We start from the raw sequence: 13,579 nt of genomic DNA on the forward strand, positions 1-13,579 counted from the left end.
CTGTTCTCTTGCAGAAAGGCGTTTTTTATTTGGAAAGAGCAAAATCACTTCTTATCATGACGTGATATAGATACGAATATATTTATGCATTTCCGAAATTAGTACATCATAGAAAGAGGAGGGATATGGAATGATATCTATTAAAGATCTGACAAAAGTATTTCGCTTTGATCAGAAAGAAATCAAAGCAGTGGATAATTTAAGTTTAACCATTGAAGATGGTGATATATTTGGTGTGATTGGCTATAGTGGTGCGGGAAAAAGTACATTTATTCGTTTGCTAAATCGTCTCGAAGACCCTACTTCTGGTCAGGTATCCATTCAAGGCAAAAATATAACGGCAATGAATAAGAATGAACTAAGAATTGCTAGACAGGATATTGGGATGATTTTTCAGCATTTTAATCTTCTATGGTCACGTACAGTTCGTGAGAATATTGCATTTCCATTAGAGATTGCTGGAGTTCCTGCAAAAGAAAGAGAAGATCGAGTAAAGGAACTAATTGAGCTTGTAGGACTTGCTGGAAGAGAGAATGCATATCCTTCTCAATTAAGTGGCGGACAGAAGCAGCGAGTTGGTATTGCAAGAGCACTTGCGAATAATCCTAAAGTGTTATTATGTGATGAAGCAACCTCTGCATTAGATCCAGAAACAACGGATTCCATATTAGACCTTTTGGTGGATATTAATGAAAGATTAGGACTTACCATTATATTAATTACCCATGAAATGCATGTTATCAAGAAAATTTGTAACCGAGTTGCTGTGATGGAAAAAGGAAAGATTGTGGAGCAGGGGGATGTGCTAGATGTGTTCCTCAAACCAAAGCAGCCCGTTACTAAGAAATTCGTCGAACAAGTGATGGGTGACTCAGATGGTGATTTGAGTCAATTATTAGATGTTTATACAAGTGGAAGGGTTGTTCGTTTACATTTCGTCGGGGATTCTGCCAATCAAGCATTAATTAGTCAGTTATCTAAGGATTTTGAAATTGAAGTCAATATTCTTCAAGGGAAAATTACGCAAACTAAACTTGGTGCTTATGGGACCCTAGTAGTACAAATTAACGGAAGTGACCATGAAATAAACAATACAATCCAATATATTACGGAAAAAACCACTGTAGAAGTGGAGGTTTTAAACCATGCTTAATGAATTATTTCCTAATGTAGTAATAGAGAAATTACTAGTGGCAACGGGTGAAACGTTCTATATGACCCTTTTAGCCTTAGTTGGGACGGTTATTTTTGGAATAATATTAGGACTTTTACTTTATTTAACTTCAAATGGTGGACTTTGGGAAAATAAAGTATTGAATTTTATTGTAGCCACAATCGTAAACGTATTTCGAGCTATTCCGTTTATTATTCTTATATTGTTATTGATTCCATTCACTAAATTCTTAATCGGAACCATTAGGGGGCCTAATGCTGCGATTCCAGCGTTGATTGTAGGTGCAGCCCCGTTTTATGCAAGGTTAGTAGAGATTGGATTGCGTGAGGTTAATAGAGGCGTTGTCGAGGCAGCACAGTCAATGGGCGCTAAAACAAAAACAATCATTTTTAAAGTGTTGTTACCGGAATCCATGCCAGCTCTTGTCTCTGGTATAACAGTAACTGCTATTGCATTAATAGGATATACGGCGGTAGCTGGTGTTATCGGTGCAGGTGGCCTTGGTGACTTTGCCTATTATCATGGATTTGTACGACGTGACTTTGATGTCGTGTTTGTATGTACCGTTTTAATTGTTATTATTGTTTTCATATTCCAATTCATTGGTGACTTTATTACTAATAAATTGGATAAAAGATAAAATACATTGAATAAAAGGAGATTACCAAATGAAGAAATTATTAGTTCTACTATCTATTTTACTTATTAGTTTGTTAGCTGCTTGTGGAAGTGATGACAATGTCATCAAAATCGGTGCTACAAGTACTCCTCATGCAGAAGTATTAGAAAAAGCTAAACCGTTACTAGAGGAAGAAGGAGTTACTATTGAAATTGAAGAGTATTCCGATTACAACTTGTTAAACCTTGATCTAGATGAAGGAACTATTGATGCGAACTACTTCCAGCATATTCCATTCTTTGAAAAGGACATCAACGATCCGAAAAAAGGCTATGACCTTGTTAATTTAGGTGGTATTCATATTGAACCTATGGGTGTATATTCTAAGAATATTACAAGTGTAGATGATATTCCAGAAGGTACAGAGGTTATTATTAGTCGTAATGACCCCGACCATTATCGCATTCTGCAATTATTCGAAGCACAAGGATTAATTAAAATTGCAGATGATGCAGACACAGGCCACCCTAGCCAAGAAGATATTGTAGAAAACCCATTAAACCTTCAGTTCTTGTTTGGCGAAGTGAATCCTGAATTCTTAATTGAGGCTTATAATAATGAAGCAGACGCTCTTGTAGCAATTAATACAAACTATGCGATTGAGGCAGGACTTACGCCTTTAGAGGATGCTTTATTTATTGAAGGAGAAGAATCAGACTACGTTAATATTATTGCTGCACGTGCAGAAGACAAAGATAATGAAGACTTGAAGAAAGTTGTAGAAGTCTTACAGTCAGAAGAAATTCAAAACTTCATTATGGATAAATATAATGGTGCTGTAGTACCTGTAGGTGGCAATAACTAATATGGAGAAAAGAGGCTGACCAAGGTTAGTCTCTTTTATTTTGCATTTAGAATAGGTGAAATTTATTCTATGGAATCATCGGGGCGGTATGCAGGGATATAAGTACAGAAGAAGAATGTATCAGTGCCTTAAATGATTAGAGGAAGATGAAGCATTCTAAAGAAATTGGTTAAATGTTTGTAGAAAATAATACTATATCGTTTTAATGAGGATAAATAGTATTATTCATCGATTTTCGAAATTCAACACGACTTGGTGTCATATATTTGGCGTGTTAAACTTAACATGTCAAATACAAAACAAAAGGGATGATTCACTATTTCTAGTGAGATAAAAATGAACTATACCTCAGAAATGGAAAAAGCACTGCAAGCATCACATCAAATGGGGTACGCTGAATACTGCCGAAACTTAGACAATCGCATGCAAGTTGAAAAGAAAAGGCAAGAAGAATACAACCAATGCAAGCAACTATTGGCGGAAATTGATAGTAATCTTTTTAAATAATGTGAATGATGCTGAGGATGTTCAAATGAATATCCTCAGTTTTTTGTCGAAGTTGCTGTTACTTAAACTATATAAGTTCAACCATTCTACCTACTATGTGGAGATGAAGGATGGATAGGTCAATGGGACTGTTTTCAGGAGGCATCTCTTTTGCATCGTGACATCTTCTCTACGCATCTTCTGTAGGAGGGAGGATAGATTTAGCTTAGGTCACTCCTTATATAGGAAAGTGTTAGACGATTCGGACTGTTAAGGGGACTAGCAACACCTTATAAATCCATACAAAACATAGGGAAAAACAATTAAAATATCATTCGATTTATACAACCTAAAAAAGTTGATAATCAATTCGAAATGCTATAAGATTGTAATGAGAATAAATTGAGAATGGATATCATTATTTATCATATCCAAATAAGATAACAATATATGGAGGTATCGATATGGCAGGATCTACATTAGAAATTAAAAATCTTCATGTTTCAATTGAAGGTAAAGAGATATTAAAAGGCGTTGATTTAACAATTAAAGGCGGAGAATTCCATGCAATTATGGGACCGAACGGAACAGGTAAATCAACTCTTGCATCTGCAATTATGGGACATCCGAAGTATGAAATTACGGAAGGGTCAGTTCTATTAAATGGCGAAGACGTATTAGAAATGGAAGTAGATGAGCGTGCACGTGCAGGTCTATTTTTAGCAATGCAATATCCTAGTGAAATTAGTGGTGTAACGACTTCTGATTTCTTGCGTTCTGCAATTAATGCTCGTCGAGAAGAAGGCGATGAAATTCCTTTAATGAAATTCATTAAGGATCTAGATAAAGATCTTGATTTCCTAGAAATCGATCAAAGCATGGCAACAAGATACTTAAACGAAGGATTCTCTGGTGGAGAGAAGAAACGTAATGAAATCCTTCAATTAATGCAAATCAAGCCTGACATTGCAATTCTTGATGAAATTGACTCTGGTCTGGATATTGACGCATTGAAAGTTGTTTCGAAGGGTATTAACAAAATGCGCGGCGAAAACTTTGGTTGCTTAATCATTACACACTACCAACGTCTATTAAATTATATTACTCCAGACTTCGTACACGTGATGATGCAAGGTCGCGTTGTGAAATCTGGTGGTCCTGAATTAGCTCAACGTTTAGAAGCAGAAGGATATGACTGGATTAAAGAAGAATTAGGTATCGAAGACGAAACAGTTGGACAAAACGCTTAATAGTTAGGAGGGGTAATATGACTGTAGACACAAAGCTACCTTATGATAAAAGTTATATTGGACAGTTTTCTAGCGAACGTAATGAACCTATATGGATGAAAGAATTACGTGTCAATGCACTAGAACAAGCTGAATCGTTAGAATTACCAAAACCAGATAAAACAAAAATTGGCAATTGGAATTTCACTCGGTTCAAGCATGTTGCTACAGGTGAAACCATTTCTTCATTAACAGAATTACCTGCTGAAATTCAAGATTTCTTTGATGTGGATAACTTACCAGAGAATCTTGTTATTCAACGTAATCATACTGTAGCTTTCGCTAAACTTAATGAAGACTTAATGAATAAAGGTGTTATTTTCACTGATATTTTCACAGCTTTAAAAGAGCATGAGGATTTAGTGAAGCGCTACTACATGAAAGATGCCGTATCCATTGATGAACATAAATTAACTGCTTTACATGCAGCATTAATGAATGGTGGAATCTTTGTATATGTTCCGAAGAACGTACAAATTGAAGAACCACTTCAAGCGGTATTCTGGCAAGAGGATCCAGAAGTAGCACTTGTAAACCATGTACTCGTAGTTGCAGATGAAAATAGTGAAGTAACGTATGTGGAAAACTATATTTCAAATAACAAAGAAGAAGCAACTGTAGCTAATATTGTAACGGAAGTAATTGCGCAAGATAATGCGAAGATTTCTTTCGGTGCGGTGGATAACTTTGCTGCAGGAACCACTACTTATATTAATCGTCGTGGTGTCGCTTACCGTCACGCAACCATCGACTGGGCTCTTGGCCAAATGAACGATGGTAATACTGTATCAGAGAATGTGACACACCTAATTGGTGATGGCTCCGTTTCCAATGCAAATGCTGTAACAGTTGGACGTGGAAAACAGATTCAAAACTTTACTGCAAAAATTGCCCAATGGGGTAAAAATTCGGACGCACAAATCCTGCAACGTGGTGTGATGAAAGAAAGTGCAACTTCCATATTTAATGCAATTGGGAAAATTGAGCACGGTGCATCTGGTGCGAATAATGAGCAAACCTCTCGTGTCCTTATGTTAAGTGAAAAAGCCCGTGGAGATGCTAACCCAATTCTACTTATTGACGAAGATGATGTAACAGCAGGACACGCTGCATCTGTTGGACGTGTTGATCCAATGCAATTGTATTACTTGATGAGCCGTGGTATTACACAAGAAGAAGCAGAGCGTTTAATTATTCATGGATTCTTAGATCCAGTAGTATCTCAATTACCTATTGCTGCCGTTAAGAAGCAATTGAAACAAGTAATTGAAAGGAAAGTTAACTAATGGATGTAAAAGCCATCAGGCAAATGTTTCCGATTCTTGATCAGGAAGTCAATGGCCATCCATTAGTATATCTCGATTCTTCTGCTACTTCTCAAAAGCCCATCTCGGTTATTGAAGCTGTTGAGAAGTATTATCGTTTTGATAATGCTAATGTCCACCGAGGTGTTCATACGCTTGGTTCTCGTGCTACGGATCAATATGAAGGTGCACGTGAGAAGATTCGGCGATTCATTAATGCAAGAAGTACTGGAGAAATTATTTTTAATCGTGGTACTACTACTGGGATTAATTCAGTTGCCTTAAGCTATGGGCGAGCTAACTTAAAACCAGGTGATGAGATTTTAATTACGCCTATGGAGCATCATAGTAATATTATTCCTTGGCAACAAGCAGCAAAAGCTACTGGAGCGACATTATCCTATGTTCCATTACAGGATGATGGTACAGTAGCCTTAGAAGATTATCGTCAATTAATTACGGATAACACGAAGATTGTAGCAATTGCACATGTTTCCAATGTATTGGGTACAATAAACCCAATTAAAGAAATTGCTAAAATTGCGCATGATAAGGGTGCTATTCTAGTAGTAGATGGAGCACAAGGTATTCCACATATGAAAGTGGATGTTCAAGATTTGGACTGTGACTTCTATGCTTTTTCTGGTCATAAAATGCTTGCACCAACTGGTATAGGTGTTCTTTATGGAAAAAGAGAGTTATTAGAAGAAATGGAACCAGTAGAATTTGGTGGCGAAATGATTGATTTTGTTTCCCTCCAAGATTCCACTTGGAAAGAGCTTCCTTGGAAATTCGAAGGTGGTACACCAATCATTGGCGGTGCTATTGGTCTAGCTGCTGCGATTGACTTTTTAGAAGAAGTTGGTATGGATAATATATTAGCACATGAGCAAAAGCTAGCAGATTATGTCATGGACCGATTACGTACTGTTGAAGGAATTAAAGTATATGGACCAGAACATCGAGCTGCTCTTGTAACATTTAATCTTGGAGATGTTCATCCACATGATGTAGCAACTGCATTAGATTCCTTTGGTATTGCTGTTCGAGCGGGACATCATTGTGCCCAACCATTAATGAAGTGGTTAAATGTTACAGCAACTGCAAGAGCAAGCTTTTATCTATATAATACCGAAGATGATGTAGAAAAATTAGTAGACGGACTCTTGAAGACGAAGGAGTTTTTCGGTCATGTCTTTTAACAATTTGGAAACACTGTACAGACAAGTCATCATGGATCATTATAAAAACCCAAGAAACCGAGGAGAACTCGAGGGTGATGCACTAACGGTGGATATGAACAATCCTACTTGTGGAGATCGAATTCAACTTCAGCTTCAAGTAGAAGATGGAATCGTAATGGACGCGAAGTTTCAAGGAGAAGGGTGTTCCATCAGTATGTCCTCTGCATCGATGATGACACAAGCAATTAAAGGAAAGAAAGTATCTGAAGCACTGGCAATGTCTAAGCTCTTTTCTGACATGATGCTTGGGGAAGAAATTGAATCGGATTTGGACTTAGGAGATGCAGAAGCACTTAGCGGAGTCTCACAGTTCCCAGCCCGAATTAAATGCGCAACCTTAGCATGGAAAGCAATGGAAAAAGGAGTTCATGAAAAAGACTAGCTTTACGTACGATACTATAAGGAGGGTTTATAATGGCAAAGAAAGCGCCTGAAATAGAAGAGTATAAATATGGCTTTCGTGATAAAGACGTTTCCATTTTCCGTACAGAACGTGGTTTAACACGAAGAGTCGTGGAAGAAATTTCTAAAATGAAAGAAGAACCTGAATGGATGCTAGATTATCGCCTAAAAGCATTAGAGCATTTCTATGAGCGTCCAATGCCACAATGGGGTGGAGATCTATCAGGACTTGATTTCGATGAGATTGTTTATTATGTAAAGCCATCTGAAAAACAAGGTAGAACTTGGGATGAGGTACCTGCTGAAATCAAGCAAACATTCGACCGTTTAGGTATTCCAGAAGCAGAGCAAAAATACTTGGCAGGGGTTTCTGCTCAATATGAATCAGAGGTTGTATACCATAGCTTAAAAGAAGACTTAGAAGAGTTAGGAATTGTATTTAAAGATACAGATACGGCTCTTAAAGAAAACGAAGAGTTATTTAAGGAGTACTTTGGTACTGTAATTCCTTATTCTGACAATAAATTTGCAGCGTTAAATTCTGCAGTTTGGTCTGGTGGTTCATTTATTTATGTTCCAAAAGGTGTAAAAACAAATACACCACTTCAAGCATATTTCCGTATTAACTCTGAAAATATGGGACAGTTTGAAAGAACATTAATTATCGTGGATGAAGGTGCATCTGTTCATTATGTAGAAGGATGTACAGCTCCAGTGTATACAACAAACTCACTTCATAGTGCGGTTGTTGAAATTATTGTTAAGAAAGATGCGTATTGCCGTTATACAACCATCCAAAACTGGGCAAATAATGTGTATAACCTAGTTACGAAGCGTGCTGTTTGTGACGCTAATGCAACGATGGAATGGATTGATGGTAATATCGGTTCCAAATTAACGATGAAATATCCTGCAGTTCTTCTTAAAGGCGAAGGAGCTCGTGGTAACACGATTTCTATTGCTATTGCAGGTAAAGGGCAAGTACAAGATGCCGGTGCAAAAATGCATCATTTAGCACCAAACACATCTTCTACAATTGTGTCGAAGTCATTCTCTAAGCAAGGTGGTAAAGTATCTTACCGTGGTATCGTTCACTTTGGACGTAAAGCAGATGGTGCGCGTGCGAATATCGAATGTGATACACTTATCCTTGATAATGAATCAACTTCAGATACGATTCCTTACAATGAAATCTTAAATGATAATATCTCACTAGAACACGAAGCAAAAGTTTCTAAAGTATCGGAAGAACAACTATTCTACTTAATGAGTAGAGGTTTAACCGAGGAAGAAGCTACTGAAATGATCGTAATGGGCTTCATTGAACCATTTACAAAAGAACTTCCAATGGAATATGCGGTAGAAATGAACCGTTTAATTAAGTTCGAGATGGAAGGTTCAATCGGTTAATAACAAAGAACCCTTGTCACATCAATGTTTGTGGCAAGGGTTTGTATTGTGTTTTTACATTCCTTTGGGACATATCTTCAATTGGATAGTATTATTACCATTTAAAATAATTAAGGTAGATTAAAATTGACTTTTTTGTTATTCATATTGGTACACCCCTTATATTTATAGAATTGTATATAATAGCATAATATAGAAGGTATCAAAAGCATGATATTATTTTTGCGTATAGAAGATGAACGATATAAGTTCGTCTTCTATTTTTCTACATGAAGCTACATGTTCGTAATCATAAGATAATCTGCTGCATCCAAATGCACCTGACCGTCATTCAATCGTTAAGATTTCATTAAATAGTTCGGTAGGAATCTTTACAAAACAATGCTAAAATGAACAGTATAGATAATAAAGGACAGAGGGTTTTAACTTGGTATTTTTAATTTGTATAATAGTTGGCATTTTAACAGCATTTGTTGGTAGTCTAGTTGGGCTTGGTGGTGGTGTAATATTAATCCCAATTCTCATCCTGCTTTACCAGTTTGTACCAGGGTTTGAATGGGCAACACCACAGGCAATAGTTGGTATTTCTTTAATCACAATGATATTTACTTCTTTAGCGTCGACACTTGCTTATTTGAAAGATGGTAGAGTAGATTATAAAACCGGATTACTTTTCTTATTCGGAAGTATTCCAGGTAGTATAGTAGGCTCTTGGCTGAATCAATTTATGGAGACTGAGGCATTTTTATTGTATTTTGGCGTAATAGTGATAGGGATTTCCATGTTGTTTTTTATAAAGCAACAGCCACACAAGAAAACGGTATCAAATGGCAAGAATCAACGGACATTTCATGTTGATGGAAAGGTTTATCACTATACTGTTTCTACTTGGTTTGCTTTTTTCCTTTCTTTAATTGTTGGTACATTGTCTGGATTGTTTGGAATAGGTGGGGGATCGATTATGGTCCCAGCGATGATATTACTATTCGGATTTCCAGTACACATCGCAACAGCTACATCAATGTTTATGATCTTTTTTGTAAGTATTATTGGTGCTACGACACATATTGCTCTCGGGCATATTGTCTGGGAATATGTACTATTCTTCATCCCTGGAGCATGGATTGGTGGCAAGCTGGGGGCTAAGGTAAGCCAAATATTAAAAGGTAAGACATTAGAGTGGATTTTAAGAATAACATTAGTGCTAATTGGTATACGCATGATTATAAATGGGTTAACAGGTTAAGGAGATTTTTTATGCAAGAGAATTTATATTTCTATTACACAAATGACTTACATAGTAATTTTGAACAGTGGCCTAGAGTTGCAACATTTATGAAGGAAGCAAAAGCAAAAAGGGAAAGAAATAACGAATCATATTGGCTAGTGGATATTGGAGATCATGTGGATAGGGTCCATCCGATTTCGGAAGCGTTAATGGGGAAAGGAAATGTATCATTATTAAATGATCTTGGTTATGACTTGGTTACGATCGGTAACAATGAGGGGATAACATTTGGGCATGAGGAGTTGTTTCATCTGTATGATGACGCAACTTTTCCTGTTGTTTGTGCTAATTTAGAGAGTTTACAAAACCAATTACCAGATTGGCTTCAATCCACTGCTATTATAAAAAGCTTACACGGCGTGAGGATAGGTGTAATTGGGCTTACAGCTCCTTTTAATGATTATTATGAGTTATTAGGATGGCATGTTTCTGACCCATATGACGTGTTAGAGAATGTGGTTCATGAGCTGAAAGAAAAGACAGATATAATGGTATTATTGTCACATTTAGGTATTAGTGAGGATCAAGAAATCGCTAGAAGATTTCCGGATATTGATGTCATCATTGGCGGCCATACGCATCATCTGCTCCGTACGGGTGAGGCGGTTAATCAAGCAATAATTACAGCAGCTGGGAAACATTGTCATTTTATCGGTGAGGTAATGTTGACCTGGGATCATGAACAGCAAAAGCTTATTAACAAGCAAGCCCATACAACCGATATTTCGGAATTCTCTATTGATAAAGCTACAAAAAAGTCATTAGATAATCTACAAGCACGAGCAGATGAGATTCTAGATGAAAAAGTGGTTGAACTTACAGAGTCTATAGAAGTTAATTGGTATCAGCAGTCAAAAATTATGCAGCTTCTAACGAATAAAATTAGGAACATAACGGAAGCCGATTGTGCGATGTTTAATACTGGATTATTATTAGAAGGTTTTCCAAAGGGCGAAATAACACTTGGAGATATTCATCGAGTATGCCCGCATCCCATTAATCCTTGTATAGTAGAACTTACTGGTGCTGAACTGCTTGAAGTTGTCCGAGCATCCCTTACAAGAGAGTTTATGGAGTTTCCCTTAAAAGGATTTGGCTTCCGGGGGAAAGTATTAGGAAGAATGGTTTTCTCTGGGGTAGAGGTTGAGACGGACTTTCATCAAAATGGACAGGAATATGTAGTCCAAGTGCTCATGGGAGAGGAACCAGTAGATATTGAACGAAAATTTAGTGTGGTAGTAGCTGACACCTTTACATTTGGTCGATTATTACCTGAAGTTGCGAAATCAGATAAGAAATCCTATATGCTACCAAAGTTTATGAGAGATTATTTAAGAGACACACTTATGGAGCATTTTGGATAGTTAAACCGGGCTAGGGTATGGTGCATCTTGTTCGCGTTTGGGCGCATGAGAACCGAAATCGGGCGCATCTTCTCCGAGCAAGGGAGCAAGTGAATCGGAAAAGGGCACATCTTCCCCACGCAAGGGCGCATGTGTGCAGGGATAGGGCTCATCTACCTTGCGCAAGGTCACATGAGAACCGAAATCGGGCACATCTCCCCCGAACAAGGGCGCATGTACACCGGAAAAGGGCTCAACTACCTCACGCAAGGGCGCATGAGAACCGAAATCGGGTGCATCTCCCCCACGTAAGGTCGCAAGTAAACCGAAAATGGGCACATCTATCCCACGCAAGGGTGCATGAGAACCGAAATCGGGTGCATCTCCCCCGAGCAAGGTCGCAAGTAAACCGAAAATGGGCACATCTATCCCACGCAAGGTCACATGAGAACCGTAATCAGACACATCTCTCCCCATGTCCGCCGAGGATAAAGTCGTGACACATGACCTCCTATTTGCATAGTAATATAGGGAGCATGCAAAGGAGGCGTCATGGATTATGATTACGATTAATCCTCTTGAAGTAAACGGGATTATGTTCACTGCAATTAAGGTGGAACTTCCTAAAACAAATCTGTTAATGATAACCAATGAAATTGGGTATATCATGTGTGGAGCACTGGATGTGGATTTATTAAGTGAAAAATTAAAAGATCGTCAAGTGATTGCTGCGAGAGCGGTAGGAGTACGTACCATTGAAGATTTATTAGAGGCACCTCTTGAAAAAGTTACGGAAGCTTCAAAAGAGCAATTTGGCTGGGAAGTAGGAATGAGTGGAAAAGAGGCCTTGAAACGAATAGCGTAAAATGTCTCCGTTGTGAGGCATTTTTTGTTGGTAAAATATCGAGGAAACCGTAGACAGATGTTCTTTCTTAAGATAGCTTTTTCATAGCAGATTTGATACTATATGGTTATAATAATGTCGAAAAATGCCGCTTTTATCAAAGGCTGGTTAGGAGTACATGAATGAGATTAGTCGCTACAGCATCAGCTCAACCAGGAGATATTCTGGGACAAACGATATATCGTGATAATGGCACCATTTTACTCCATAATGGAGTCCCACTTACAAAGAGGCTTATTGAGCGGTTAGGGCAACAAGGGATTACATATGTTTATATTGAAGATGAGAAAACAAAAGATATTGTAATTGAACCAGTAATATCGGAACGACTTCGGCAGGATGCTACATCTTCCATGAAAAGGCTCTTTGATAGTATTCAAGCACATAAACTAAACAAAAATTCCTCTGTGTTAGATGAAGAGGGAAAGAATCTAACGGATATAATTGGTAGAATTATGGCTGAAATAGATAGTCATGATGAATCGATCACACTGTTAACGGATATATATCTAACGGATGACTATGTTTTCCAACATTCTTTAAATGTTACTATTTATTCCTTAGCAATTGGTGCTGAGTTAAAGTTAAATGCAAAAGAGTTAAGTGAACTTGGTAAAGGGGCAATGCTTCACGATATTGGAAAGGTGTTCATTGATCCTGATATTGTCCAAAAGCCAGAACGACTTACAGATGAAGAGTTTGCTATCATGAAAACCCATACTACGCTCGGGTATGAGCTATTAAGGAAGAATTATAATTATTCCGCTGTTGTAGCACATTGTGCATACCAGCACCATGAAAGAATAGATGGTAGTGGATATCCACGTGGATTAAAAGGCAATGAAATTCATTTGTTTGCCCAAATTATTGGTGCAGCAGATGTCTTTGACGCAGTTACAAGTAATCGGGTATATCGTAAAGCCATGCTTCCTCATGAGGGGCTTGAGCTTCTATATAGTAGTGCTATTAATCAATTTGATATTCGAATTATTGAGGCTTTCAAAAACAGTGTGGCTGTTTATCCTAATGGAATTTCAGTTGAATTAAATGATAAACGACAAGGTGTTGTCGTTCATCAGAACAAACATATTTGTGATCGACCTATCATTAGAATTTTGAAAGAAGAGGAACGAGAGGTTGAACCATATATGATTGATTTATCAAAACAATTGAATATCATGATTACGAAATGTAATCTAATCTAAAAATTTAGTCCTACCCTCCTTAGAACAAGCATAAAATTTGTACTGA

At 37.5% G+C, this 13,579-nt stretch carries 14 protein-coding genes; 13 read left to right on the top strand and 1 reads right to left on the bottom strand.

The window, feature by feature from the left end; translation table 11 throughout:
- The first annotated feature begins 130 nt into the window (after positions 1-130).
- The 11 genes from MKY78_RS16040 (at position 131) to MKY78_RS16090 (ending at position 11,445) form a co-directional block, all read left to right on the top strand.
- Positions 131-1,153: a methionine ABC transporter ATP-binding protein gene (locus MKY78_RS16040; protein WP_339214113.1), complete on the top strand. Its 1,023-nt coding sequence runs from the start codon at positions 131-133 to the stop codon at positions 1,151-1,153.
- Entirely contained in the window at positions 1,146-1,814 is a 669-nt protein-coding gene (locus tag MKY78_RS16045; protein ID WP_339214114.1) for a methionine ABC transporter permease, read from the top strand. Before MKY78_RS16040 ends, MKY78_RS16045 begins: the two co-directional genes overlap by 8 nt.
- Positions 1,815-1,842: 28 nt before the next feature.
- On the top strand, positions 1,843-2,658 hold the full coding sequence (locus MKY78_RS16050) for a MetQ/NlpA family ABC transporter substrate-binding protein (protein WP_339214115.1): 816 nt from the start codon (positions 1,843-1,845) through the stop codon (positions 2,656-2,658).
- A gap of 336 nt (positions 2,659-2,994) precedes the next feature.
- Positions 2,995-3,165: a hypothetical protein gene (locus MKY78_RS16055; protein WP_186870942.1), complete on the top strand. Its 171-nt coding sequence runs from the start codon at positions 2,995-2,997 to the stop codon at positions 3,163-3,165.
- Between the two features lie 443 nt (positions 3,166-3,608).
- Positions 3,609-4,394, top strand: coding sequence for a Fe-S cluster assembly ATPase SufC (gene sufC, locus MKY78_RS16060; protein ID WP_186870941.1), 786 nt, complete (start codon positions 3,609-3,611; stop codon positions 4,392-4,394).
- Between the two features lie 17 nt (positions 4,395-4,411).
- Positions 4,412-5,719: a Fe-S cluster assembly protein SufD gene (sufD, locus tag MKY78_RS16065; RefSeq protein ID WP_339214118.1), complete on the top strand. Its 1,308-nt coding sequence runs from the start codon at positions 4,412-4,414 to the stop codon at positions 5,717-5,719.
- Entirely contained in the window at positions 5,719-6,939 is a 1,221-nt protein-coding gene (locus tag MKY78_RS16070) for a cysteine desulfurase (protein ID WP_339214119.1), read from the top strand. The genes sufD and MKY78_RS16070 overlap by 1 nt, the downstream gene beginning before the upstream one ends.
- The gene (gene sufU / locus MKY78_RS16075) at positions 6,929-7,363 is read left to right on the top strand and encodes a Fe-S cluster assembly sulfur transfer protein SufU (RefSeq protein WP_339214120.1); all 435 of its coding nucleotides are present in this window, start codon (positions 6,929-6,931) and stop codon (positions 7,361-7,363) included. Before MKY78_RS16070 ends, sufU begins: the two co-directional genes overlap by 11 nt.
- Before the next feature lie 32 nt (positions 7,364-7,395).
- Positions 7,396-8,793: a Fe-S cluster assembly protein SufB gene (gene sufB, locus MKY78_RS16080; protein WP_186870937.1), complete on the top strand. Its 1,398-nt coding sequence runs from the start codon at positions 7,396-7,398 to the stop codon at positions 8,791-8,793.
- A gap of 427 nt (positions 8,794-9,220) precedes the next feature.
- On the top strand, positions 9,221-10,039 hold the full coding sequence (locus MKY78_RS16085) for a sulfite exporter TauE/SafE family protein (protein WP_339214121.1): 819 nt from the start codon (positions 9,221-9,223) through the stop codon (positions 10,037-10,039).
- An 11-nt stretch (positions 10,040-10,050) separates the two neighbouring features.
- Complete coding sequence (locus tag MKY78_RS16090; protein ID WP_339214122.1) at positions 10,051-11,445, top strand: bifunctional UDP-sugar hydrolase/5'-nucleotidase; 1,395 nt, start codon at positions 10,051-10,053, stop codon at positions 11,443-11,445.
- Here MKY78_RS16090 and MKY78_RS16095 read toward each other — a convergent pair whose 3' ends face one another.
- Positions 11,446-11,889 (bottom strand): hypothetical protein, encoded by a 444-nt coding sequence (locus tag MKY78_RS16095; protein ID WP_339214123.1) that lies wholly within the window; start codon positions 11,887-11,889, stop codon positions 11,446-11,448.
- A 94-nt stretch (positions 11,890-11,983) separates the two neighbouring features.
- On the opposite strand from MKY78_RS16095, the gene MKY78_RS16100 reads away from it, so the two are divergent.
- The gene (locus tag MKY78_RS16100; RefSeq protein WP_339214124.1) at positions 11,984-12,289 is read left to right on the top strand and encodes a DUF1805 domain-containing protein; all 306 of its coding nucleotides are present in this window, start codon (positions 11,984-11,986) and stop codon (positions 12,287-12,289) included.
- A gap of 161 nt (positions 12,290-12,450) precedes the next feature.
- Complete coding sequence (locus tag MKY78_RS16105) at positions 12,451-13,533, top strand: HD-GYP domain-containing protein (protein ID WP_339214125.1); 1,083 nt, start codon at positions 12,451-12,453, stop codon at positions 13,531-13,533.
- The last annotated feature ends 46 nt before the right edge of the window (positions 13,534-13,579 follow it).

This window comes from Ornithinibacillus sp. FSL M8-0202 (assembly GCF_037975285.1).
Classification (GTDB): Bacteria; Bacillota; Bacilli; order Bacillales; family Amphibacillaceae; genus Ornithinibacillus; species Ornithinibacillus massiliensis.

What these genes read in the sequence shown, in the direction of transcription:
- sufU (WP_339214120.1), top strand. Translation starts at nt 6,929, where the DNA reads ATGTCTTTTAACAATTTGGAAACACTGTACAGACAAGTCATCATGGAT.
- MKY78_RS16050 (WP_339214115.1), top strand. Translation starts at nt 1,843, where the DNA reads ATGAAGAAATTATTAGTTCTACTATCTATTTTACTTATTAGTTTGTTA.
- MKY78_RS16040 (WP_339214113.1), top strand. Translation starts at nt 131, where the DNA reads ATGATATCTATTAAAGATCTGACAAAAGTATTTCGCTTTGATCAGAAA.
- MKY78_RS16100 (WP_339214124.1), top strand. Translation starts at nt 11,984, where the DNA reads ATGATTACGATTAATCCTCTTGAAGTAAACGGGATTATGTTCACTGCA.
- MKY78_RS16055 (WP_186870942.1), top strand. Translation starts at nt 2,995, where the DNA reads ATGAACTATACCTCAGAAATGGAAAAAGCACTGCAAGCATCACATCAA.
- MKY78_RS16045 (WP_339214114.1), top strand. Translation starts at nt 1,146, where the DNA reads ATGCTTAATGAATTATTTCCTAATGTAGTAATAGAGAAATTACTAGTG.
- sufD (WP_339214118.1), top strand. Translation starts at nt 4,412, where the DNA reads ATGACTGTAGACACAAAGCTACCTTATGATAAAAGTTATATTGGACAG.
- MKY78_RS16070 (WP_339214119.1), top strand. Translation starts at nt 5,719, where the DNA reads ATGGATGTAAAAGCCATCAGGCAAATGTTTCCGATTCTTGATCAGGAA.
- MKY78_RS16105 (WP_339214125.1), top strand. Translation starts at nt 12,451, where the DNA reads ATGAGATTAGTCGCTACAGCATCAGCTCAACCAGGAGATATTCTGGGA.
- MKY78_RS16090 (WP_339214122.1), top strand. Translation starts at nt 10,051, where the DNA reads ATGCAAGAGAATTTATATTTCTATTACACAAATGACTTACATAGTAAT.
- sufB (WP_186870937.1), top strand. Translation starts at nt 7,396, where the DNA reads ATGGCAAAGAAAGCGCCTGAAATAGAAGAGTATAAATATGGCTTTCGT.
- sufC (WP_186870941.1), top strand. Translation starts at nt 3,609, where the DNA reads ATGGCAGGATCTACATTAGAAATTAAAAATCTTCATGTTTCAATTGAA.